Source organism: Clostridium sp. AF12-41, assembly GCF_003461685.1.
Classification (GTDB): domain Bacteria; phylum Bacillota; class Clostridia; order Lachnospirales; family Lachnospiraceae; genus Otoolea; species Otoolea fessa.
Genome location: NZ_QTXO01000001.1, coordinates 25,897 through 48,826, shown reverse-complemented (window position 1 = coordinate 48,826; position 22,930 = coordinate 25,897). Strand labels below are relative to the sequence as shown.

Here is a 22,930-nt window from a genome sequence, read left to right as displayed (position 1 = left end):
ATCATTTCACCCATTATAACCGCAGAATTGCATCTTTCAGTTCCACCGTTCCCTGTCTCTTGGGAAATGGCTTCCGCTTCATATATGCCTCCACCTGTGCCTGACGGACAGCTGCCAGTTCCTCACGTGCTGCCCCTGCCTCCTGGAGGCTCTCTTCCAGATCTTTCTTTATCGTCTGTTTTTCCTGTTCCGTCTGCATCAGACGTGCTTCCAGCTGCGATTTTTCCGTCTGCACAGCTGTCGCCGCCTGTCTTGCTTCTTCAAGCTGTTGTTTGAAAATCTCCAGCTTGTCCTGCAAAGAAGCGATTTCACTCTGGGATGACTCGACCGCCAGACGCTGATCTTCTGCCTCCTGTTTCCAAACCTCTGCTTCTCCACGGAAATCGTTTGCTTCTTTCTTTGCATCCGCAATCTGTTCCAATGCCTCTTTCTTTGCAGCTTCTGCCTGCTCCCGGGCTGTCTGCTCCGCCCTGGCAGCGCGATCCTGGGCTGCTTTTTCCGCGGATTCCACGCGCTCCTGTACCTCTCTCTTCGCACGTTCAATCTGCTCCTGCGCTTCTTTTCTTGCAGACTCAACCTGTTCCTGTGCTGTTTTCTTCACAGCCTCGATCTGTCCCTGCGTTTCTTTTCTTGCAGACTCAACCTGTTCCTGTGCTGTTTTCTTCACAGCCTCGATCTGTCCCTGCGTTTCTTTTCTTGCAGACTCAACCTGTTCCTGTGCTGTTTTCTTCACAGCCTCGATCTGCTCCTGCGCTTCTTTTTTCACACGCTCGATCTGTGCCTGTACCTCATTTTTAGCAGCTTCCGCCTGCTCAGCTGCCTCTTTTGCCGCCTTCTTTGCCGTCTCCAGTTCTTCCTCGCTGACGGTGCGCTCATTGCGGAGACTCTCGAGTTTCATCTGGGTGCTGACCATCTCATGTTTCAGACGGTATGTCTCTTTTTCCATGCTCTCTTTGTCGGATGCAAGTGCCTTCGCACTCTCTTTTTCTTTAAAATAATCATCCGCCAGATTCAGATAAGTCATAATACTCTGATAGTCTTCCGGCATTTTCAAAAATCCCGGCTGCGCCTTGAGCTGGAAAATCTTCCCATTCAGATACGTGGCAATCTGCTGTACATATCCTTCCGTCTCACTGCCGCCCAGGCTATACACTTTTCCATCAATTAATACATCTATATACCGTTTTGCCATCGCATTCTCTTCTTTCTATCTATAATAAATATGGTTCGACGTTGTCACGTCACCCACACAGAAATACCGCCTTCAAATCAATCAAATATCAAATCTCAGAAATACCGTTTTTTGCTTGATTCCAGGTATACCCGAGATGCCGATACGCTGCTTCGGTCGCCATCCGCCCACGCGGAGTCCGGTTGAGCAGACCGTTCATCAGAAGATACGGTTCATACACATCTTCCAGTGTCCCAGCATCCTCGCCCAGCGCTGCCGCCAGCGTCTCCAGTCCGACCGGACCGCCGGAAAACTTGTCGATAATCATATGTAAGATCGCACGGTCGTTGTTGTCAAGTCCCAGCTTGTCCACATCAAGGATATCCAGTGCAAAATCCGCGACTTCTTTCGTAATCACGCCGTTGTACTTGACCTGTGCAAAGTCCCTCACACGTTTTAACAGTCGGTTTGCCAGACGCGGCGTTCCTCTCGAACGTCTCGCAATCTCATAGGCGCCCGTCTTATCAATCTCCACATTCAGAACTCCCGCCGTCCGCAGGACAATCGTCTGCAGCTCTTCAGGCGTATAAAAATCCATCTTCTGCACGATGCCGAAGCGATCGCGCAGCGGCGCCGTCAGAAGCCCCGCGCGTGTCGTCGCGCCTACCAGCGTAAATTTCGGCAGATCCAGACGAATCGATCGCGCCGTCGAATCTTTTCCCAACATGATATCGATCGCATAGTCCTCCATCGCCGGATAAAGCACCTCTTCCACCTGGCGGTTTAAGCGGTGAATCTCATCCACAAAGAGGACGTCTCCCTCCTGGAGCCCGTTGAGAATCGCCGCAATCTCCCCTGGTTTCTCGATTGCCGGACCGGAAGTAACCTTCATACGGGTTCCCATCTCATTGGCGATAATGCCGCTGAGTGTCGTCTTTCCCAATCCCGGCGGTCCATAGAAAAGAACATGGTCAAGCGCCTCGCCGCGGGATTTCGCCGCATGGATAAATACCTTTAACGTCGATTTGATCCGCTCCTGACCGATATATTCGTCTAAGGTCTGCGGGCGGAGACTTCCCTCAATCCGCTTATCCTCCTCCGTCACCTCGGTTGTAATCGTCCTTCTGCTCATACTTGTTTCCTGTCTTTCCTGTTTTTCTCTCTCATTCAATTAAGCCATGACAGTTCCATTTTCTCATATCTGCCACACATTCCAAATTTTCATCTGACGCACAAGCACCACTATTTTTTATGTTCCAGCAATTTCGAATGTCCGACACATAGGTTGTTTTACAAAAACGCCAGATATTTCAGCGATGCCTTCAATACCGCCTCGGAATCCATCTCTTCCGTCACATTGGCGCTCTTGACCGCCTTCACCGCCTCGGCATTCGTATATCCCAGCGCCACCAGCGCCTCCACGGCTTCCTTCACTGCATTGCCTGAAAGCCCGTTTCCCGCAGCCGGCGAAACCGCCGCACTGCCATCTAACAGCGGTGTCAGCAGATCCTCTGCCCGCACTTTATCCTTCAAATCGAGAATGATCCGCTGTGCCGTCTTTGCCCCAACGCCCGGTGCACGGGAGATCGCCTTCGCATCCCCAGTCATAACCGCAAGACGCAGATCCTCCGGACGCAGCGCCGACAAGATGCCAAGTGCCCCCTTCGGACCAATGCCGTTGACCCCCAGAAGCTGGCGGAACATCTCCAGATCCGAACGGCTTAAAAAGCCGTACAGGCTCATATCATCCTCCCGCACCTGCAGGTGCGTATATATCTTTACCTCTTCCCCGAGCGGCGGTAAAACTTCCAGCACCGACATCGGGACAAAAATCCCGATCCCCATCATGCCGGACTCGACCACGATACGGTCCTTTGCTTTCTCCGCCAGGATGCCTTTTACATACGAAATCACGGTAAATTCCTTTCTTTTCTCACTGGTTCAAACTAAAAAAGAACGCTTCAAAATGCCTCCAAATCTTCTTTTCAGTATACCATAGCACAGTTTTCATTGCAAGGAAAGTGCGGAATTTCGAACATATATTCTGCCCGGTTGATTGAATTTCATTTTTACACATTATCGGGAACCTATAAATGAAAAAGCTTTTCAATTGTAATATCAATGATTACAGTCAAAAAGCCTTTCCATATCTTTTATTTACTTGTTATGCTTAGATAAACTATGTAATATTTCCTGATTACACCTATATAATTCATCAAATAGCTTTCTAAATGGCTTGTATAACTCATGCCTCTCTAAATCCGGCTTATAAATACATTTCTTTTGGATTACTTGGCGCAAATCTGAAAAACCTTGGTAGAATCCGACTCCAATCGCTGCCATCAGTGCATCTCCATAAGCTGCCCCTATGTCTTCCTTTGGTGTTTCTAACGATACCCCTGCTATATCCGCCACCATCTGCATCCAAACTGCGTTTTTCGTTCCTCCCCCCGCCGCTGCAATCCGTTTTACAGGCAAACCATTTTCACGGAATATGTCAATATGCTGTGCAACTGAATACCCAATTCCTTCCAGTGCCGAGCGATACAAATGTCTTTTTGTATGGCTCAATGAAAGTCCCACAATCATTCCTCTTGCGTCTGGATCATTCAGCGGTGTCCTTTCTCCCGCAAAGTAGGGTAAAGTTATCAAACCATCCGATCCAGGTGCAATCTCAGAAATTCCTTTCATCATTTCTTCATATGCATTCAATCCTGCTGTTTTTTCCTTTTCCAAGCATTCAGAAAATAACTGTTCCAAATACCATTTTTGAAGTGTGCCTCCATTATTAGTTCCTGCTGCTACACTATAAGTTTCTGGAATTAAAAATGGATTTCCGCGCACCCGCTCATCCTGAATCAGCCGATCTGCACAACAATAGAAAAATAAGGACGATCCAAACTGTACCATCAGATCGCCTGGTGCAAGTACTCCTACACTGATTGCCTCAGCTGCTGAATCTCCAGTTCCAGTAATAACTGGCGTTCCTTCTTTGAGTCCTGTCTCCTTAGCTGCCTGCTTTGTTACCGTTCCACAAATATGGGTAACCGGCATTCCTTCTGCCAACTGCTCCGGCATACAAATCGGTTTACACATTTCTTTATGGATGCTCCCATCCGGATAATACAGCGGACGAAATGAAGCCATCCCCAAAAATGTATCTATTACATATTTTCCAGTTAGTTTAAATGTTAGATAAGAAGAACCTGTCAAAAACTTGTGTGTGCGTCTATATACCTCTGGTTCATGATTTTTTATCCATAAAATTTTAGCAGACACATCTCCACTGCAAATTGGACGTCCAAATAGTTTTTTTACTTTTTCTGTGCCATAATACTGTGAGAGATACTCCATTTCTTCCACGCAGCGTGCATCAATACCATATAAAATTGCTTTTCGTAAAGGATGCCCATCCTTATCAACTGGAAGGCAATCTGCTCCCAATGTGCTTCCCCCTACACAAGCAATTTTTTCTGGTTCTACACCACTCTGCTGTAAGAGCATTTTTGACAAAATGCAAAAATCATTCCACCATACCTTATCCGCGTCCTGCTCATAATAACCAGGTTCTGGATTTTCCATTCCGTGATGAGTAACTGCCCGACTTACCACCTTTCCAGACTCATCTGTTAGAACTCCTTTACTTGAATATGTACCAACGTCAATTCCTAAAAAATAATGCAACGTCTATACGCCTTCTTTCATTGTACAGCGATACGCCTTAACTACATCCATAAACTCCATGACTCTCTGTTTTTCAACAAAATTCTCAAATTTACCATCTTTCTTAAAAGCAGTCCCTACACAGGCGCCATCACATTCACTAAGTTTTTCAACCACATTTTCCTTCGTACACCCTGTATTACAGAAAACAGGAACAAATCCAGAAACTGCCTTGACCCTGCGTACCAAACTTGAATCCGTTTCCTGACCAGCACTACTTCCAGAAACACACAGACCATCTGGAAAGCAATGAAAAATCATGGATTTTGTTATTTTTTCCAGACTTCTCTCTGCTAGATATACATCCGACTCTGGATTTACCTTATATAGCAATTTCATTTTATCTAGTCCAAGTGCTTTTTTTCTACGCAAGACTTCTGGAATATTCGTATCTGTAATTCCATTTTCACCTATATAGGCACCCGTAAATGTACTTCTTACAAAATCTGCCTCGACTGCTGCTGCCAAATCGATCGTCGCCAATGGATTAGAAACAATATTGACACCAAATGGAACTTTTATCTCTTTTTTTAATTCTCCCACAATCCGTCCCATCGCTGCCACAGTTACGTAGGAAACCTTTTTTTCATACGGAAGGCTGAATTCATTGGCAATCAAAATTCCATCTACTCCTCCCTCCTGGAGCGCCTGAAGCTCTCTGGCTGCATTTTCAATTACCTCTCCCATCGTTGCACCTTTTTCATACAGAGGATCCCCCGGCAGCGCCCGCAAATGCAACAGTGCAATGATCGGCTTTTTTACATGAAATAATTCATCTGTCCACATATTCTTTCTCTCCTCTATTCCATGTACATTCTCAAATTCTGCACATTTCTTTTGTCATAACGAAATGGATCCAGGTAATACGCCGGTGCTGTCAGTTCCTGCGTAAAATATCCCTCATATCCATTTTTTACCATGTCCTCTAAATCCTTTCTTAAGTTTCTCTTCCCTTCACCCCAGATGTAATGCCCATAGGGATCACAATCCTGAAAATGTGCATGTACAATGTTTTCCTTTCCAAAAACATCAAACCACTGCTGAATCGTTTCACCAGAAACCGACATTGCTGTCAAATCAATCATAACTTTAAAGCGCGGATGATCGACTAAATCAAATAACTGTTTCATTTGCTGCAAACTATACCCAATTCTTGATTCCTGCGGCCGTAAAGACTCTGCCACAATTGTCACGCCATTTTCCTCTGCGACCTCACAAAGTCTCTGATGCATCTCAGCTGCCCGTTTCAATCCATCCTCCTCCGCTTCATCCCAGTAACCCCATCCGGAATTTGCTTCCATCTTCTCTGCCCCCAGCGCAGCCCCCAGACGTATCGCATTTGCAAAAAATCCAAATGTTTTTTCTCTCAGTTCTGGTTCTTTTACACCAAATTGATAACCAAACCGGCAATTCTGTGGTGTAAATACCGGACACTTCAAACCGTGTTCCTGTAATTTTTTACGAACCGGCTCCGGATCCTGATATTCATTTGGATCCAGCCAAAGTCCTTGATGCCCTCCCAGCAATTCTACATTTTTGATTCCCAGTTCCTGCATACAATCCAGGAAATAATCCAACGTATATTGGCAATAATGAAGATTCAATACCGAAAGTTTATCAAAATCAACTATTTTCATTTTCGCTTCCTCCTCATACAATTACTCCATTAATCCATTATAAACGGTTCTAATTCACGCATATTCTGCCGATCAGCTGCAGCCGGATCCTCCAGGTAGCGTGCATCATTCAGTGCCAAACTTAGCAATCCTTTATATTTGTACTGATCCAGACAAATCAATTGATCCTCTAACGGTCTCAAACCATCTCCCCATGCAAGGCATCCCTGCGGACGTCCATCCACAAAACGGACATGGTATATTTTGTCTCCAAATGCTTCAAACCAGTCTTTCATCGACTCTCCTGCCACTCCAGCACTCGTCAAATTCAGGGCAGCCTGTATCTGCGGCTCATTAACCGACTCCAAAAGTTTTTTTAGTTCTGGAAGCATATTAATAACCGTTGCGTCTTCTGGCCGTACTGTTTCCACTGCAAGAATAACCCCCTCTTCCGCAGCAGTTTTTGAAAGCCGACGCAAGGTTTGAACCGCACGTTCAAAAATACGTCTCGGATCTTCATTTCTTGCACCGCCGCAGCAATTGAGTACCATCACTTTCGCACCAGCTTCTGCCGCTGCACGGATTCCATTTTCAAAATATCCGATTGAATGCTTTCTTGCCGTCTCGTCATGACAGCAAAGTGCATAATTATAAATCGTACACTCCGGTGAAAAAGCTCCGATTGTCAATCCATAATCTGCTGCATTCTTTTTTAATTCAGCCGCATCCTCAAACCCATAATCATCTAGCAGGAAATGCGGTCTTGCACACCAAAACTCTATATTTTTTATTCCGAGAGCCTGCTGCGTTTTAAAGAAATAATCCAAAGTTCTGTATTTATAGTGCATATTCATTCCTGCAATCTGTTCCCGCCTTATCTTTATCATCCAGTTGTTCCTCCTCTCTACACACAAAGGCACTGCAAAAACCTTCACTCTATCAGATTTCACAGTGCCCGCTTATTTACAGATTACATTTATATCTTTTTTCTTTCCCTAAAGCTCACTTTCATCCCATGCTTTACCTGGATGTTTATGCCACCATTTGAAGACAACCGGGACAATGCAAAGCGCTGCCAGGTAAATCAAAATTGGTGTTACAGCTGCAATCCAGTTTCCCTGAACACAGGCAACCGGAACTGCCGCTAATGCAAAAATTTCAATAATTGACTCAATCGGTGTTACAATTGCTGCATCATCCAGTGTACAGCTCTTATTCTCCGGATCTACAATTCTTAAAAGTGCCATGCCGATTGCTGTTACACCGGTCGAGTAACCATATACATAGATACCTCTCTCAAACCACTCCTGTTTTAAGAGTCTCGGCGCAATCACTGTAAAGTGGAATACAACCCAGACAATTCCAAATAACATCAGCAGACCAAACGGAACTGCGTACTCAATAACAACCGGAATCTTAATTGATGCCACACCGAAAAATACAAGGAAATCAGTTGCACAGCTTCCCATACGGGAAATGATGCGGTTATCTACATATTTATCGGCTTTTATTCCTTTTAATACAAAATGAAATACAATTGCTACCAGGAAGCCGACAGAGAAACTCGGAACGCCAAGTCCGGTTGCTCCCTGAATTACATTTGTTAAAAGATATCCAATACCGGTTGGAATCAGAATCAGAAGAAGATGCCATGCCAGCGGATCAATTGCCATCGGTGAAACGGTTTCTTCGCCTAATACCGGGCGTTTTCCTTCTTCAATGAGTCCCGTGCGCATATCGTTAGGAAGCTGGCTGAAATCTTTTACAAACTTAGTATAGTTTCTTTTTGTTCCAAGTTTGATCAAAATAATTCCACCAAAAATACCGGTTAAAATACCCACCGTTGCACTTGTCATCGCCAGATCCGTTGCATCTTCCCATCCAAGTGTGCCGAGTGTCGCGCCAAGTGCTGCTGCTGTACCATGACCTCCCTGAAAGCCTGCAGGAATCAACATTCCAAATGCCGGATTTAAATCAGGAGCAAACATTTTCAGGACTACCATTGCAAAAATAATCGGCATTGCATACTGAAATGCCCAGCCAATATTGCGGAAGCAGTAGTAGCTGCCAATCCGATCGAAATTTGTTTTCCAGCCACCAGCTGAAAAATTAAAGCCTCTCAGCCCAATTGATACAAATACTGCGATAATCAGCAGACCTGCATAAGAACCAAACTGTGAAGAAAAACTGATAATTCCAAAACCATTCTGTCCTAACGCAAGCCCGATAAATCCAGCCAGCAGACTGACCGGAACAAACAGGCTCTGCAGAATCTTGATTTTTTCCCTCAGCATTTTCGCCACAAACAGGAAAATACCTGCCCACATGAAATCCACCAACATGGAATACGCATTAAACTCCATCTTTTGTCCTCCTCATTTCTTTTTTATGATGCTACTGCAATGCTTTTTTTGCTTTTTCCCTAACCATACTCAATTCCACTTCTGTCATATCACAGTATTCGCTGTTTTCTGTTGTCGTCCCCGCATCCTGCACATATATCAGCTTTGTATCCTTCTGTGTGATCGTATTAAACCATGTTCCCTGCAAAACATTGTAAACTTTATTTGGCTCCATCGGAATTACATCAATCTTAAATGCATCATTCTCGCGGGACGCTGCCAAAAGAACTGCTTTTCCCTGAACCAGAATAAACTGCTCATCGGTTGCGTGATGCACTTCCAGATACTGAATCTTCTCAATATCATTATTAGGCTTCCAGTTTTTAATACATACGACCCATTTTTTATTGTCATATACACACTGAATACCTTCCCCTTCATACTCAAACACATCTGCTTTCATGACATTTCCTCCTACCTTCTTTTCAAATTCTTCTTGTTCCTGCAGGTTTCAAGCGAATTACTTCATATCATGTCATTATAATACATCATATATCATTATATTGTCAATGCTAATTTGTCATTTTACATATTTTTTTTTAGGGGTCAGCCTCTCTCCCTATCATATTTTTATTACGTTTTCTTTTTCATCACACACATCCATATCAATTTTCACAATTTTTTTCACTTGTCTGTTATCTTTTTCAGCAATTCTTTGATGCCAAACGTTCTGATTTTTTACTTACACTATGCTCACTCTAAATTAACTTGCCCGTATGGACAAAACAGCGAAGTCTGCTCCATACGGTCAGGCCTCGCTGTCTGTCTAAGAAAATATTTAATTGGAGGATCTTTAGTATTCCACTTTCCACATATAACGTCTTTCATCCATAGAATGGCCACGCACTTCCGCCATCTGGGAAACATAGTATCTCTCAATCGGAATCATAACAACCGGATTAAAGAATTCTACGACGCTCTTATCGATTTTACCGCCATTTAATTTTTCAAAATCAATTACAATATAATTTTCCGCATAAGTGCGCAGGAATTTTAAGCAGCGTTCATCCAATGCGCGGGTTCTTCCCTCACTCATCAGAAGGATCATCGGAAGCTTCTTATCCGTTGTTTCAAATGGACCATGGAAGTACTCACCCGTATGCAGGCACACAGCATGCTTCCACTGCATCTCCATGAAATGACAGCAGCACATGGAATATGCAACTCCATAGTTTGAACCAGATGCCAGCACGTAAAATACAGGTTCATCTTTATATTTTTCTGCCCAGGCTTTTGCATCCGCCAAAACATTTTTCTTGCCTTCTTCTATAATTTCATCAATGTAACGGTATGCTTCCATCGCCTTGTCATAATTCTCCCAGTTTTCAAACTGTTTTAACAGCTCAAAACCAATCCGAAGGGCGTTCGCCTGGTTAGAATCACTATATACCTGATCATCTCCATTTGAATATGTCACAATATACTGTCCAACTTTTGCCATACCTGTCTGCATATTTCCTGTCATAGCGATTGTCACTGCACCTGCAGCATTGGCTGTTTTTACTGCCTCCACGGTCTCAGGCGTTGCCTTTAATGAACAAATAACTGCAACGCACCGCTCATCCAGTTCTTTTGGTGTTGCATGAACAAATTCATTGCTGGTATATGTAGTAGCGCTAAAAGTTTTTGCCTCACTCTGAAGAAGGTACAGCCCTGGGAAAATAGCTGCCTTAGATCCGCCGCAAGCTACAAAATACACATGCTTTAATCCACCCAGTTTGTCCATCTTTTCTTTGATCTCTGCTACAATTTCTTTTACTGATTTTTCCATCTTTCTGATCTCCTTTTCTTTTTTTGTATCAATTATTTATCAAAATGACTTTCCATGTCCAAAAGCCCCCTGAACCATACAGGTTTTCGAAGAAAACTCTGCTCCTGCTTCCAGTGCTTTCCTTATCTCTTTTTCATAAATGCTTTCTTTCATCTGTATGCCATACTTTTTCCGGCTCTCCAGAAACGAAAGCAGAAATGCCGTTGCAAATGAATCCCCTGCTCCCAGCGTATCTACTGCTTCAACCAGATGCGGCGGCTGCTCATAAAACTGCGTTCCGTCAAACAGAACTGCTCCATAGCTTCCTCTTGTTGCAATTACCATTGGGCATCCAGCACGAAACATTTTCTTACAGATTTCTTCCGCATCCTCTCTCGAAACGGAACCACATGAAAGAAACGCATACGTAATATACGGAGCAACCTTTTTTACTCGTTCTTCATCGACCCACTGACCCGAAAAATCATACGATACAGAAATTCCCTGTTCTGCCAGTTTAGGAAGCTGTTCATCAAAATAGCTATTATTGGTCGTGTGCACATGATCAAATGTTTTAATATACTCCAGATCTTCCACGTCCAGATTTAACGGATTTTCTTTTAATACGCCGCCTTTGTTGCTTCCAAGAAAAACACGGTCTCCGTCTACCAGCGTAACCCTCGCATAACCATTTTCTCCTTCATACTGACGGCACCGACTGTGTTCTACCTGCAGCTCATCGAGTGTTGCTATCACATGTTCTGCAACCTCATCCCGTCCGAACACTCCCATATAAGCTGACTCTGCCCCCAGCATCCCTGCATAAACCGCAAAGTTTGCAGCCTGACCTCCCGGAAACATAAGCCTGAGATGTTCATATTTGTCGCACACATTGTCCCCAATTCCAATGACCCGCATTTTTTCATCTCCTTTGGATTGATTATATATCATTATATAATGTTATGATATCATATTATACTTATGTATGTATTTTGTCAAGTGATTTCTGTATTTTTTTACATCACTTTTTTCTAGGTACTGTTCACGCATACGTGCCCAGTAATGGAATTTCTATCATCTCCATTTCCGTGTTCCTGATAAAAAGAAAAGGCTGACTCCTGTTAGCGCAAGTTTTTCTTGCTTCCTAACCTGAATCAGCCTTTTCTTTTCAATTAATTTACTCGATTCCTATTGTAGATTCACAGACATAAAATGAGCATTTTTCTCCATTAAACACCTGATGCCCTACATAAATGGGTTCCTTCTCAGCCGTATATGCCACACTTTTGATAAAAAGCATCGAAGTTCCTTTCGCCATCTGCAAAAGCTCTGCTTCCGCTGCTGTCGCCTTGCAAAGTTCAATCCATTTTTCTGAAATTGCCACTGCTGTATGAGAGTGTTCCTTCAAAAATGTAAACAATGAATTGTCATCAAATCGTTCTTCCAGAAGAAATGCATATTTAAGTGGAAAATAGTTACGCTCAATCGCCATCGGCATACCATCCGCATAGCGGACTCTGGATATATAGATAACCTGGCTGCCTTTTTCCACATTCAAAAGCCGGGCTATCTTTTCACTCGCCGGTTCCAGCCTGTTTTCAAGCATACGTCCTCCGGCTTTCATTCCCATATGAGCACACATTTCCGAAAAACTCTGCAATTTTTTCATATCCTTAGTTACTTTGCGCTGGCAGACAAATGTTCCTTTTCCCTGTTTTTTTTCTACAAGTCCTTTTTCCACCAATTCGCTGACTGCTTTTCGAACTGTAATAATACTGACTCCAAACGATTTTGCCATTTCACCTTCCGTTTGCAGCTTTTCTCCTGGTTTATATTCACCATCACTTATTTTTTGTTCAATTTTTTCTTTTAATTGGACATACAGCGGCACTGCGGCACTACTATTTAACATTTTCTTTCTCCCTGTTCCTAATAACATGAATGATATAACTCTTTATATAACAATATAAACTATATCTAAATAAAAAGCAATCATATACACGGATCTTTGATACCTCTTTCCTCTAAAAATACCCTGTAAGCCGCATAAAGTCTTATATTTTTTTGTCAATTTCGTCATTTTCATATATAGGCTTTTTGGTCTTTCCGCGGTATAATAGTATGAGGTGATAAAAATTGAAAATAAATACATCAAAATCAAAAAATGCAGAGTCTTTTTATATAAAGCAATCCTACAAGAGATGACGTTATGGCTTGGGCAAAAGAACAGGCCCGGATTGAAACAGACTATGAATTTATCACAAAACGAAAAAGCACCGCCGGAAAAGCTATATAGAATAAGCCTTTCTGCGGTGTTTTTCCAAACATTACTGTCAAAGACGGGAATATACCACCCTTTTCCAATTTTGTCAACGTCACTTTTGTCATTTTGCACAATAATCCATTTTCTTTTTTGACAAGAAAAAGCAATTTTCACAGTTCTTTTTTACGAATCTTTCCGCTTTCAGTCTTTGGAAACTCCTTTAGAAAGACAAATTCGCGTGGAATCTCATAATCTGCCAGTCTTTCTGCCAAAAATTCCCGAATTGCCATATTGGTATAACCACTTTTTTCGCTGTCACTTCCGGCAATTTCTTCCCTTTCAGCTTCTTTCTCCCACACAATCCACACTTTCAGATAATCGCGCCCATGCTCATGGACTGCCTTCACTGCCGTCTCTGCCACTCCCGGAAATGTCCGCACCGCCTCTTCGATCCGGAGGGATGACACTTTTCTCCCATTTATGTTGCAGATATCATCATCCCTCCCATCAAAATAGAAGAGTCCCTCTGCATCTGTGTGACCGCAGTCCCCAATCACCGCGTCATTTCCAATTCCAAGAATTCCATACCGCGTTTTTACATGGAAATGGTCATTTTCAATCCAGACATCCACCTCTGGAAATGCACGGCCAACCAGCGTCGTATCTTCTTTCATCTCACTTCCACGGATATAGGTAATATAGTTCAGCTCGCTGGCGCCATAATACAATGTAATCTCCGCTTCGGGAAATGCCTTTTTAAACTGCACTGCCTCCGCACCGCCCATACTCTGGGAGCCGCTGACAAAAGAAATAATCCGGTAATTGACCGCCTGTTCCCGCTCATAGATACGCCGCAGCGCCCGCAGCTTGACAGGAATCAGATAGACGCAGGTCGCCTGTTCTGCCTCGATCATCCGCTTCCAGAGGCGCGGATCAAAGGAATCCGCCGCAACGACGCTTCCGCCGGACGCAAGCTGCGCCATATAAAGGTTCAGGTTGCCCGTAAACGCCAGGCTCCCCTGCATAAACGTAATGCTTCCCTCTCCCATTTTGAAAATTTTATTCTGAAGCTTAAAAAAATCGTGCCAGCTTTCAAAGGAGCGGAACAATACTTTCTGACGACCGGAGGTTCCCGACGTCATCACACCCATATATGCCCCTTCCGGAGGTGTCACGTCACGCAATTCATCGGAAATTTTTACATCGGACGGTGCAATCACCGGAACCGTATTTCCGTCTCCATATGCCAGAAACTGAATGAGCTGATGCGCGATCGTCGGTTCCTGGATCCAGTGGATGTGACGTTTTCCCTGTTTTTCTTCTATCTCTTTCGGATGTTTCCTTACACGTTCTGCCGCCTCGATGAGCTCCCCGAACGTATAGCGCTCGTTCTCCGTGATCAGGGCTTCCCGCTCTGGCGGGTATGCCCGGAGCGCATCCAGATATGTATTTATACGTTGTGTCTGTATTTCTTTCATGATTAATTCCTGTCTTTTACTTATTTTTATATAGAACTTTTTGCCAATCTGAGCTTTTAAATTTACCACATTTACTTTTTATATCATTCAATCACTGTCTTCATCTACTTCATTACTTTCTCCACCAGAATACTGCTTCCGATCCCTCCGGCGGCTGCCACGCAGCACATTCCCAGATGCCCATTTTTATGTTCCAGTGCTTTCATCAGATGCAGCAGAATCATTGCTCCAGAGACTCCATATGGATGCCCATAGGCAAGTGCCCCGCCCCAGATATTATAACGGTCTTCAATCCCCGGAAATGCACGTTCAAATAGAACATCAATAACGGCAAACGCTTCATTGACCTCAAAAGCATCGATCTCCTGATAAGAATGCCCCGTTTTTGCAAGTATCGCCTTAGCAGCGCTGACGGCTGATTTTGGGCTCATCATCGGATCATCCCCGATCGCTGTACCAAACCGGAAACGGTATTCTGCTTTCCGTCCCTGTTCCCGCAAAAACCGTTCCGAACAAAGTACCACAAATGCCGCGCCATCGTGCATCAGGCACGCATTTGCCGCCGTGATTTTCGTGCCATTTGGAAGCAGATACGGCAGGCGGTCGATCAGACGCTGGCTCATTGTCGGACGGATTCCCTCATCCCGGCTGCTGCCGTCGATGGAAACCGTTATATCCTCCAATATTCCCTCTTTGCGCGCCTGCGCCGCCCTCTTATGGCTCCGGAGCACCCAGGTGTCCATCTCTTCCTTAGAGACATTTTCCCGGATCGCAGTCTCCTCCGCGCCCTCTAACATAACCTGCTCGCCGCGCTTTCCCGGCACAAACTGTGCAACCGTATACACCTTTCCACCGTCATACTCCGGATGGTTCGGGGACATCATGCGGTACGGCTGTACCGAAGAACTCTCCATTCCCCCGGCAATGACCAGATCCGCCATCCCGCTCTCAATCTTGGCTGCTGCCGCGCTGATCGCCTCCAGCGCCGACCCGCACTGCAGATCCAAAGTAACCGCCGGAATCCGCTCTGGAAACCCTGCCGAAAGTGCCGCCAGACGCGTGATATTGCCGCCTCCCCCGACCGCATTTCCTCCTATTATATAGTCGATCGCATCGGTTGGAAGCTCAAATCGCGAAACCACCTCCCGCAGCACCTCCGCCCCCAGCTTTTCCGCCGGGATATGACGGTACATTCCATCTTTCACCCCGATGTAACTGCGCAAACCGCCCAGAATATATACGTGATTCATACTTTTCTCCTGTTTTTCTTCTATTCCTAATTAAAATTAAAGGGATGCGGCAACGGACTCCTCATGCCTCCTGGCTGCATTTCTGCACTAAAAGGCTGATTCTGTTCACTACCACATCCCATCTTTATTTTCTATCTAATTTCCAAATAAGCCCGTCCGCTTCAGCGCCTTTCCAAGTGCTACCGCTGCCACACACTTAACGATGTCCAGCGGAATAAACGGAATTATCGACTGCACGATAACTGCACCCCACGGCTGTCCGGTCACATGTTTCATCCAGCCTGCACCGAATGCGTAAATCACCGGAATACCAACTACAATCAGGAACGCTGTCTGGAATGCAACATTTTTCCATTTCCGGCAAAACAGGGAAATCAGGAACGCTACAACCAGAAATCCGATATAGTAACCGCCGCTCGGTCCAAGCAGTTTTCCCGGTCCTGCGCTTCCGCCGCTGAATACCGGCACGCCGCATAAGCCTAACAGCAGCCAGCTCGCCATAACTAAAATGGTATCCTGTGGTGCAATCAGCAGACCGATCAGGTTGACAATCATCGTCTGCGCTGTGATCTTTGCATCCGAAAACGGAAGCGGAATCGCAATATACGAAGACACACTGATAAGAGCCAGCATCATCGCCAAAAGTGTAAGCCGCTTCGCGCTCCATGCGCCGTGTACGTTCACTGCACTTGTCTCTGAACTCATTATATATACCTCCTCAGTGATAAAATTCTAAGCCGTGTAATGCATTTTCCTATGAATCACACACACAGAATCTTTGCTAGAAAAGAGTATATCGGAATTTCAGTGGATTGTCAACCTTGTTTTTATAAATGGTTTACATATGCATCCATAGCTCCTCTGCACCCACTTTATCATCGGCATCCCTATTTTTCTGTAATCGAAAGAATTTTCTTTCCCTCTTGCTTCGTTCTCAGATACACCGCGTTTCTTCCCTCCTGCCCCGAATCCGACAGATATACCTCCTCATCAGGACGAAGTGGAGCAAGAAAACGTACTTCCAGAGCGGTCTGTCCCTTCATCCAGCCCTTCTTCCACAGACGAAGCAGGCAGGCATTCATAACAAGAAACCCCGGCAGAACTGCCGCTTCTCCCTGATGGATCGGATTGGTATCTGCCGCCTCCCGGAGATATTCTTCCATCTGGCTGCGGCTAAATGCCAGCGTATCATCATCCTCACTTCCCAGTTCCGTAATTGCTTTCATGAGCGGCATTTTCTCTTTTTCCGGGACAAGGACGCTCTGGCGCGGTTTTACCAGCAGCACTTCCATCTCCTCATTTTCCCGTTCCTTTTCCTCCTCCGCTGCCGCTATGCGGACCCGGATTGCCGAGCGGCCTTTTTTGATGATTTCTGGAGTTAATTTGGTATGGCAAAACTCATTCTCCCCCTGTTTGGGCTGCCAGTCCAGATGAAGTGTAGTTGTGCCTATCATCCAGCCCTCGTATCCTTCCAATGTGGAGAGAGCGCGCTCAAAGCAAAGAAGCTTCTTTTTCAATCTATCATTCACGGTATTTTTGACCTCTTCGTTATAAATTATAAATCTGACTCGTATGCACTTTTCGCTGCTCATTATACTAGATCTGTTCCAGAATCACAATATCCGAATCTCCCGCGTCTCCCCCTGATCCACCGGAATAAACCGGTCTTTTAAGCCCGGCGTCAGCCAGATCGTGCCGCCCTCGTCAACCAGGACTGCCTCATAGTCCTGATGCGCCGCCCAATGTGCCGCTGCCTTTTCCCGTCCCATGACAAACAGGGCGGTCGAAAGCCCATCGCAGCGCAGCCCGCACGGTCCGATGATTGTCACAGAAATCAGCCCGCTATGCGCCGGCGTCCCGGTGGACGGATCCATGATATGCCAGTAAATCGTTCCGTCATTGTCCGTAAAATAGCGTTCATAGCCGCCGGAGGTAATGACCGCCTCATCCTGCACCCCGACTCCGCCCAGATAACCGTCGCTCTCCGGATCCTTGATACCGACATACCATTTCTCGCCATCCGGTTTCGTTCCGATCGTCTGGATATTACCTCCAAGACTGAACAACGCGCTTGTCACGCCGTCCTCCTTCATAGCCTTTACCACCTCATCCCCGGTAAATCCCTTTCCGACGCCGCCTAGATCCACCATCATTCCCGGCTCGATCGACGCCGTATCTGCTCCTAAACCAACCAGACGATAATTGACCGATTTAAGCAGGCTTTCCCGCTCGTTCTCACTGGGGACCCGGTAATTTCCCGTTGTAAATCCCCAACTCCGCACAATCGGGTAAATTGATATATCAAGTGCACCATCTGTTTCCGCTCCCAGCGCCAGCGCCTCCTGCATCAGATAACGCGTATCCGCTGAAAGTTCCGCTGTTTTCTCCTGGTTCAGATGAAAAATATCGCTGTTTTCCTGCGTTGTCGAAAGCTCCCCTTCCAGCTCCTCCACCCGCCGTTTCACTTTTTCCTGCAAATCCGTGCTTCCGCCGTAGGCGTCAAACTGCATCACAGTATCCATCGCAAACACTGTCCAATTCTGCCCTTCTCCCGGATTCTGGTTCGAATTTGAGGGATTTTTCTCTAAATTTTCGTTTTTTTCTACTGCTGCCACATTTTCTGCCGTTTCTTCCGTAGACACAGATAAACGAGGACGGTCATTCTGGACCGCCCCCGTTTGATCCGGCTGCGATGAAGCACCGCAGCCACACAGCAGCAGGGTTAATAAAATCCACCACTTCTGTTTCAATTTTTACTCCTTTAAATACAACTACTCTTCTTCAGAAACAGACTCTTCTTTCTCAGAAGTATCGCCTTTACCTCCGTCGGATTCTTCCTTATCAGAAGTATCATCTTTTACGTCACCGGTCTCATCCTTCTTGGAATCATTGTCCTTAGATTCATCCGTTTCATTCTTCTTGGAATCGTCACCAGTTTCGCCGGATTCATCTTTCGAATCATCCTTGTCAGTATCGCCTTTATCTGAAGTTTCGTCTTTCTTCTCATCCGAAGTATCCTTGGACTCGTCCGAATCCTCTTTCTTGTCCTCGTCTACTTCCGGTGCCTTGTTCACATCATCTGTCTCGTTCTTCTTATCGCCATCCGGTACGTCTGCCTTGTTTTCGTCATTCGTCTTCGGCTCTTCCGGTGTCGCGTCCTCTGCCGGTGTTTGCTCCGGTGTGGTGACGATCTCGCTTGGGAGGACTTCGTCGGCAAGAAGCGTTTTGGATTCCTTGATTAATTTCCAGTTTTTATCAAGTTTGCACTCAATCGTTCCGTTATTCGTAGTGTAGATAAGAATTTCATTATCCTCTTCTTCACTCAGTCCGGACGCTGAAACCTTTAAACAATCATAATTCTCATTGCTATGAGATGTATCCGTTGCATGCGGTGCAAACTCACCACTTCCAAGGAACGAGGAAGCGGATGCCTTGCTATACCCTGTTCCATTCACCTCAACCGAATTAATCTCCTTTAAGAAGGTTTTTAACTTTTCCTCCTCAACTCCATTGAAACGAATCAGTAAATATTTTCCCGTCCAATTACTCTCTTTTACAACACTAGAAACCTTAATTTCTGTATCCGCTTTCTGGCTCTCAACTGTAACCGTGATCGACTGATTCTTGTAACCTTTTGCTTCGATCACAACCTCATTCAGACCACTATCCAGTGCGCTTGTCTGAATTGTCAATGTTGTACCATTTACTGCAAATTCAAGTGCAACATCTTCCTCCTCATCATTGCCAGTTACTTTTACAGACTTAATTGCTTTCAGATACTCTTCATCACCAGTCAGAACCAGCGGTTCTCCCTCATCAACCGTAGTGTTGCCTGTCAGCTTCGGTGCTGGAAGCAGTTTCTCTTCGTCACCCGCTAACTTCATATCCTTTGTAACTGTAAAGGTAAGCTCTTCGTATCCTTCTGCCTGGATCGTTACGTCGGTGCTTTCTTCGGTGCTGAAACCGTCTAAAGTGAAATCGATGCAATCAAACTCCTGTACATTGTTATATGGATCATCTGCATCTGTCATCTTCCATGTAGGGTTATACGAACTAAGGCTGTAAGTTGCTTTCGTATACTCTTTATTTCCAACTTTCACGGATGTAATCTTAGCCAAGTAATCTTTTACACTCGTTCCCTTTGAAGCCTTAAAAGAAGCACGGCCAAAATCTGGTTCAAATGACCAGCTGGCTTTATGTTTGCTAAACTCCACTACTTCTGGAGCTGCCATCTCTTCCTTAATTTCTTCCTCTTCCTTCTCAACCACAAATTCACATCTCAGCGCCTCCGTGTAATAATTCGAACGAAGAGTCAGCTTATAGCTTCCCGGCTGAACCTGATGGAGAATCAGCTTCTTGCCATCCCCGGATACTTCATAGTAAACATCGTTGCTGCTGGACACGCCCTTCGTGTAGATATTTCTCTCAACCGCATCTTCTTCGTCAGAAAGCAGGGTAACAGATTTCAGGTTCTTCAGGAAATCTCCCTTGCTGCCATTAACGGTAAATTCAGCATCTGCAAAATAATAAGTCTTATTAGAATCTTCTTTTTTCTCAGCTGCAAACGCCTCTTTATCATCCACATAATCAACGATCAGCGATAAATCGTTTTCCAGCACCTTATCGTATGTAAATGCGATACTCTGGCTCTTATATCCCGTTGCATCGACAGTCAGCTTATACTCCTCACCAGCCTTGAATACATCCGCCTCTATGGTAATGGTGCCAGCTTCTTTATCGATGGAATATTTGTCCTTGCTGAGTGCCTGCCAGTTTCCGTTGACAACGATACTCTGAACCGCCTCGATATACTCTGTATCCTCTGTCTGCAGGACTACCGGCTCGCCCTCTTTGTTCTGTACAACTGTAATCGCCGGTGCATCCTGACGGGAGAAGTTTCCATTGTACTGGATATCGCCGAGCAGACCATCTTCAAGAACCTCTTTTGCCGTTGCCGGATGGTTCGGATCCAGTGCTCCATTTTCACGGTAATCTGCAAATGGGAGCATTCTGTTCTCTTCGTATTTCTGATTCTCGCTCTTATTTACGTAGTCTGTCCATCTGAAGAAATCATCATCTCCAGTATCAAAGACTGCATCCGGAATCGCATTGTACCACCACTCCATCACTGCCTTGGACGCATCATTTTCCATCTTGGTCTGTTCAAGGAGATGTGCATTTACAAGCAGATCTGAATCAAAAATCAGGTTTGCAGAGATTGCAGAGCTTCCTGAGCTGCTGCCGCTGGAGCTTCCACTTCCGCTGGAACCAGTCGATGCGGTGCTGATACCGTCGAATCCGTATGCCGCCATTTTCTGGCCATTGGTCTGTTCCTTCTCTTTTACCGGCTCTGCGCCCGTTGTCACCTTGAAGCTCTTGGAGAATGACCGGAAACCATTTGCATATACAGTGATCTTGTAATTGCCCTTGTATGGCAGATGGTCTGTATTATCATTGTACAGAACAAATAAATTCTGGCTGTAGAGATACCAGTCATCGATCATCTTAAGGTCGCTTACTGTTCCGTTCGGATCTTCCAGTGTCACACGCTCGATCGGTGTCTCAATTGCATATACCAGATCGCTGACTGCAAAATGGAGATTCTTACCGGACTGCGGTGTTTCCTTAAGCTCCAGTGTCGGTACTGTCTCATTGACGACATGAATCGGGACGAGCGCGGAAGCGCCTGCCGACGATACAACCCGCACATAATAACGTCCATTATTGTAGAAATTGCTCTGTCCTGTCTGGATAGTCAGCTGTCCAACGCGTCCCTGTCCGTGCGCCACATTCTTTTCACTGTCAAATACGAGACTCGAATTGATTGTGTTCTTCTGCTCATTGTATTCAACCAGCTCCAGTTTGCGGATGCCGTCAAACCACTCTTTTTCCTCGTCTGTATTATAGTTAAACAAAATGGTAACGGCTGCTTTTCCATTTTTTGGAAGAACCGCATCCGGCGAATAGCTCGGATGAGTCTGTTTCTCTTCATTCAAGTTATAAGTAGTCTTTTTCGGAGAAATGCGGGCATTTCCGTTTTCATCGTAATTGGTCAGATAATAGTCCCAGTAAGCAACTGACTCATGCGTCAGAATCTTCTCAGGCAGATAGCCGTCGTTTTCCTCATATACAGCATCTTCCTGGCTCTCATTGCTCAGAACCACCGTCTCTTCCTTTGCCGCATCTTCTTTGCTGCTGACGGTTACTTTGCCCGGTGTGCCAAGAAGCGCCAGTTTTGCCATACGTCCGTCATCTGTGATCGGAGTTAAAAGATTGGTTACATCTTTTCCATCGACCTTAACGACCGTATTGCCTGCATTGTATCCCTCATCAAATGCGATCGGAAGCCACCAGCCCAGGGAATTTACTTCGGTAAGCTTTGTCTTCGTCTCATCTACCAGCGAAACCATCTGCGGCTTGTCTGGATTTTCAGCGTTTCCGTTATCTCCGGCATTTCCGCCATTCTGATTTCCGTCATTCCCGGAATTACCGTTATTTCCAGAATTACTGTTATTTCCGGAATTACTGTTATTTCCAGAATTACTGTTGCTTCCAGAGCCCCCCGAATGGCTGCCGCCGGAACTGCCGGAATTCCCTGAACCGCCTCCTGATACGCTGCTTCCGGTGCCGGCTGCTGCCGGGCTGCTCGCATAACCTCTATCCGCACGGGTCTGGACCTCTCCATTTTCATTGACCCACTGTCCATCCGCATTGACGCTGTAGCCGTCCGGCGTCCGACCTTCGGTGTGCATCTGACCATAGTTTTCTGCACTCAAGTTATCAAAATAATAGCATTTTCCATCAATCCACTGCCATCCGGTCACGGTCATACCTTCCGTTCCATCGGATGCAGTGCTGAAGAAATACCATTTTCCTGCATTGTCCTTCCACCAGCCGCGGCGCATCTGTCCTTCCACGCCATCGGCAGTTGTGTTCATATAGTACCGGCGTCCATCGACGGTGATCCATCCAGTCATCATCCGTCCGGTCTGCGGATCCAGATAATACCAGCCATTCTCGGTCTTAACCCATCCAGTCTTGAGCGTTCCGTCCGTTCCCTGATATTTCCAGTCCTGTCCTTCCTGAATCCAGGCGCCGGTCTGTACTCCGGGCTCCGATGCCGGTCCGGTTGAAGCATAAGCAGTACCTGCCTGCGCCGCCGCTAACACGGTCACCGCTGCCAGAATTGCCTGCCGGGATCTTCCCTTACCTTTCATACATATTCCTCCATATAATCTTTTGTAATATCTTACTCTCCGCACCGGATTAGGCATCCC

19 protein-coding genes are annotated in these 22,930 nt (G+C 45.5%); all 19 read right to left on the bottom strand.

From position 1 onward, the window contains the following. Positions 1–13: 13 nt before the first annotated feature. The 19 genes from DWV73_RS12675 to DWV73_RS00105 all read right to left on the bottom strand — a co-directional run bounded on the left by DWV73_RS12675 (position 14) and on the right by DWV73_RS00105 (position 22,870). Positions 14–1,192 carry a cell division protein ZapA gene (locus tag DWV73_RS12675; protein ID WP_181986183.1) on the bottom strand — a complete coding sequence of 393 codons (1,179 nt, stop codon included), beginning with the start codon at positions 1,190–1,192 and terminating at the stop codon, positions 14–16. 88 nt (positions 1,193–1,280) lie between these two features. Further along, positions 1,281–2,303, bottom strand: coding sequence for a Holliday junction branch migration DNA helicase RuvB (ruvB, locus tag DWV73_RS00185; protein ID WP_117794997.1), 1,023 nt, complete (start codon positions 2,301–2,303; stop codon positions 1,281–1,283). A gap of 158 nt (positions 2,304–2,461) precedes the next feature. Further along, positions 2,462–3,085: a Holliday junction branch migration protein RuvA gene (gene ruvA / locus DWV73_RS00180; protein ID WP_117794995.1), complete on the bottom strand. Its 624-nt coding sequence runs from the start codon at positions 3,083–3,085 to the stop codon at positions 2,462–2,464. Between the two features lie 243 nt (positions 3,086–3,328). After that, the gene (locus DWV73_RS00175; protein WP_117794993.1) at positions 3,329–4,855 is read right to left on the bottom strand and encodes an FGGY-family carbohydrate kinase; all 1,527 of its coding nucleotides are present in this window, start codon (positions 4,853–4,855) and stop codon (positions 3,329–3,331) included. A gap of 3 nt (positions 4,856–4,858) precedes the next feature. Further along, positions 4,859–5,680, bottom strand: coding sequence for a BtpA/SgcQ family protein (locus DWV73_RS00170; protein ID WP_117794991.1), 822 nt, complete (start codon positions 5,678–5,680; stop codon positions 4,859–4,861). A 14-nt stretch (positions 5,681–5,694) separates the two neighbouring features. Beyond that, positions 5,695–6,531 carry a sugar phosphate isomerase/epimerase family protein gene (locus DWV73_RS00165; protein WP_117794989.1) on the bottom strand — a complete coding sequence of 279 codons (837 nt, stop codon included), beginning with the start codon at positions 6,529–6,531 and terminating at the stop codon, positions 5,695–5,697. 29 nt (positions 6,532–6,560) lie between these two features. After that, positions 6,561–7,445 carry a sugar phosphate isomerase/epimerase family protein gene (locus DWV73_RS00160; RefSeq protein WP_207661022.1) on the bottom strand — a complete coding sequence of 295 codons (885 nt, stop codon included), beginning with the start codon at positions 7,443–7,445 and terminating at the stop codon, positions 6,561–6,563. A 60-nt stretch (positions 7,446–7,505) separates the two neighbouring features. Further along, complete coding sequence (locus tag DWV73_RS00155; protein ID WP_117794985.1) at positions 7,506–8,873, bottom strand: sodium:glutamate symporter; 1,368 nt, start codon at positions 8,871–8,873, stop codon at positions 7,506–7,508. Positions 8,874–8,904: 31 nt separating this feature from the next. Beyond that, the gene (locus tag DWV73_RS00150; RefSeq protein WP_117794983.1) at positions 8,905–9,315 is read right to left on the bottom strand and encodes a cupin; all 411 of its coding nucleotides are present in this window, start codon (positions 9,313–9,315) and stop codon (positions 8,905–8,907) included. 390 nt (positions 9,316–9,705) lie between these two features. Beyond that, on the bottom strand, positions 9,706–10,683 hold the full coding sequence (locus DWV73_RS00145; protein ID WP_107001657.1) for an SIS domain-containing protein: 978 nt from the start codon (positions 10,681–10,683) through the stop codon (positions 9,706–9,708). 39 nt (positions 10,684–10,722) lie between these two features. Next, the gene (locus DWV73_RS00140; protein WP_107001658.1) at positions 10,723–11,580 is read right to left on the bottom strand and encodes a fructoselysine 6-kinase; all 858 of its coding nucleotides are present in this window, start codon (positions 11,578–11,580) and stop codon (positions 10,723–10,725) included. 259 nt (positions 11,581–11,839) lie between these two features. Next, positions 11,840–12,574, bottom strand: a complete 735-nt coding sequence (locus tag DWV73_RS00135; protein ID WP_107001659.1) for a GntR family transcriptional regulator — start codon at positions 12,572–12,574, stop codon at positions 11,840–11,842. Positions 12,575–12,616: 42 nt separating this feature from the next. Continuing rightward, positions 12,617–13,099, bottom strand: coding sequence for a hypothetical protein (locus DWV73_RS12810; RefSeq protein ID WP_207661021.1), 483 nt, complete (start codon positions 13,097–13,099; stop codon positions 12,617–12,619). Beyond that, a complete protein-coding gene (locus tag DWV73_RS00130; protein WP_117794981.1) occupies positions 13,096–14,403 on the bottom strand; it encodes an AMP-binding protein in 1,308 nt (435 codons plus the stop codon). Before DWV73_RS00130 ends, DWV73_RS12810 begins: the two co-directional genes overlap by 4 nt. Positions 14,404–14,507: 104 nt before the next feature. Next, positions 14,508–15,653 (bottom strand): acetyl-CoA C-acyltransferase, encoded by a 1,146-nt coding sequence (locus DWV73_RS00125; protein ID WP_117794979.1) that lies wholly within the window; start codon positions 15,651–15,653, stop codon positions 14,508–14,510. A 135-nt stretch (positions 15,654–15,788) separates the two neighbouring features. After that, positions 15,789–16,358, bottom strand: coding sequence for a biotin transporter BioY (locus DWV73_RS00120; protein WP_022360190.1), 570 nt, complete (start codon positions 16,356–16,358; stop codon positions 15,789–15,791). A gap of 182 nt (positions 16,359–16,540) precedes the next feature. Further along, on the bottom strand, positions 16,541–17,182 hold the full coding sequence (locus tag DWV73_RS00115) for a hypothetical protein (protein ID WP_147341914.1): 642 nt from the start codon (positions 17,180–17,182) through the stop codon (positions 16,541–16,543). Between the two features lie 84 nt (positions 17,183–17,266). Continuing rightward, positions 17,267–18,403 carry an FAD:protein FMN transferase gene (locus DWV73_RS00110; RefSeq protein WP_242995682.1) on the bottom strand — a complete coding sequence of 379 codons (1,137 nt, stop codon included), beginning with the start codon at positions 18,401–18,403 and terminating at the stop codon, positions 17,267–17,269. Positions 18,404–18,424: 21 nt separating this feature from the next. Next, a complete protein-coding gene (locus tag DWV73_RS00105; protein ID WP_117794975.1) occupies positions 18,425–22,870 on the bottom strand; it encodes a hemoblobin-interacting domain-containing protein in 4,446 nt (1,481 codons plus the stop codon). Positions 22,871–22,930 lie beyond the last annotated feature (60 nt).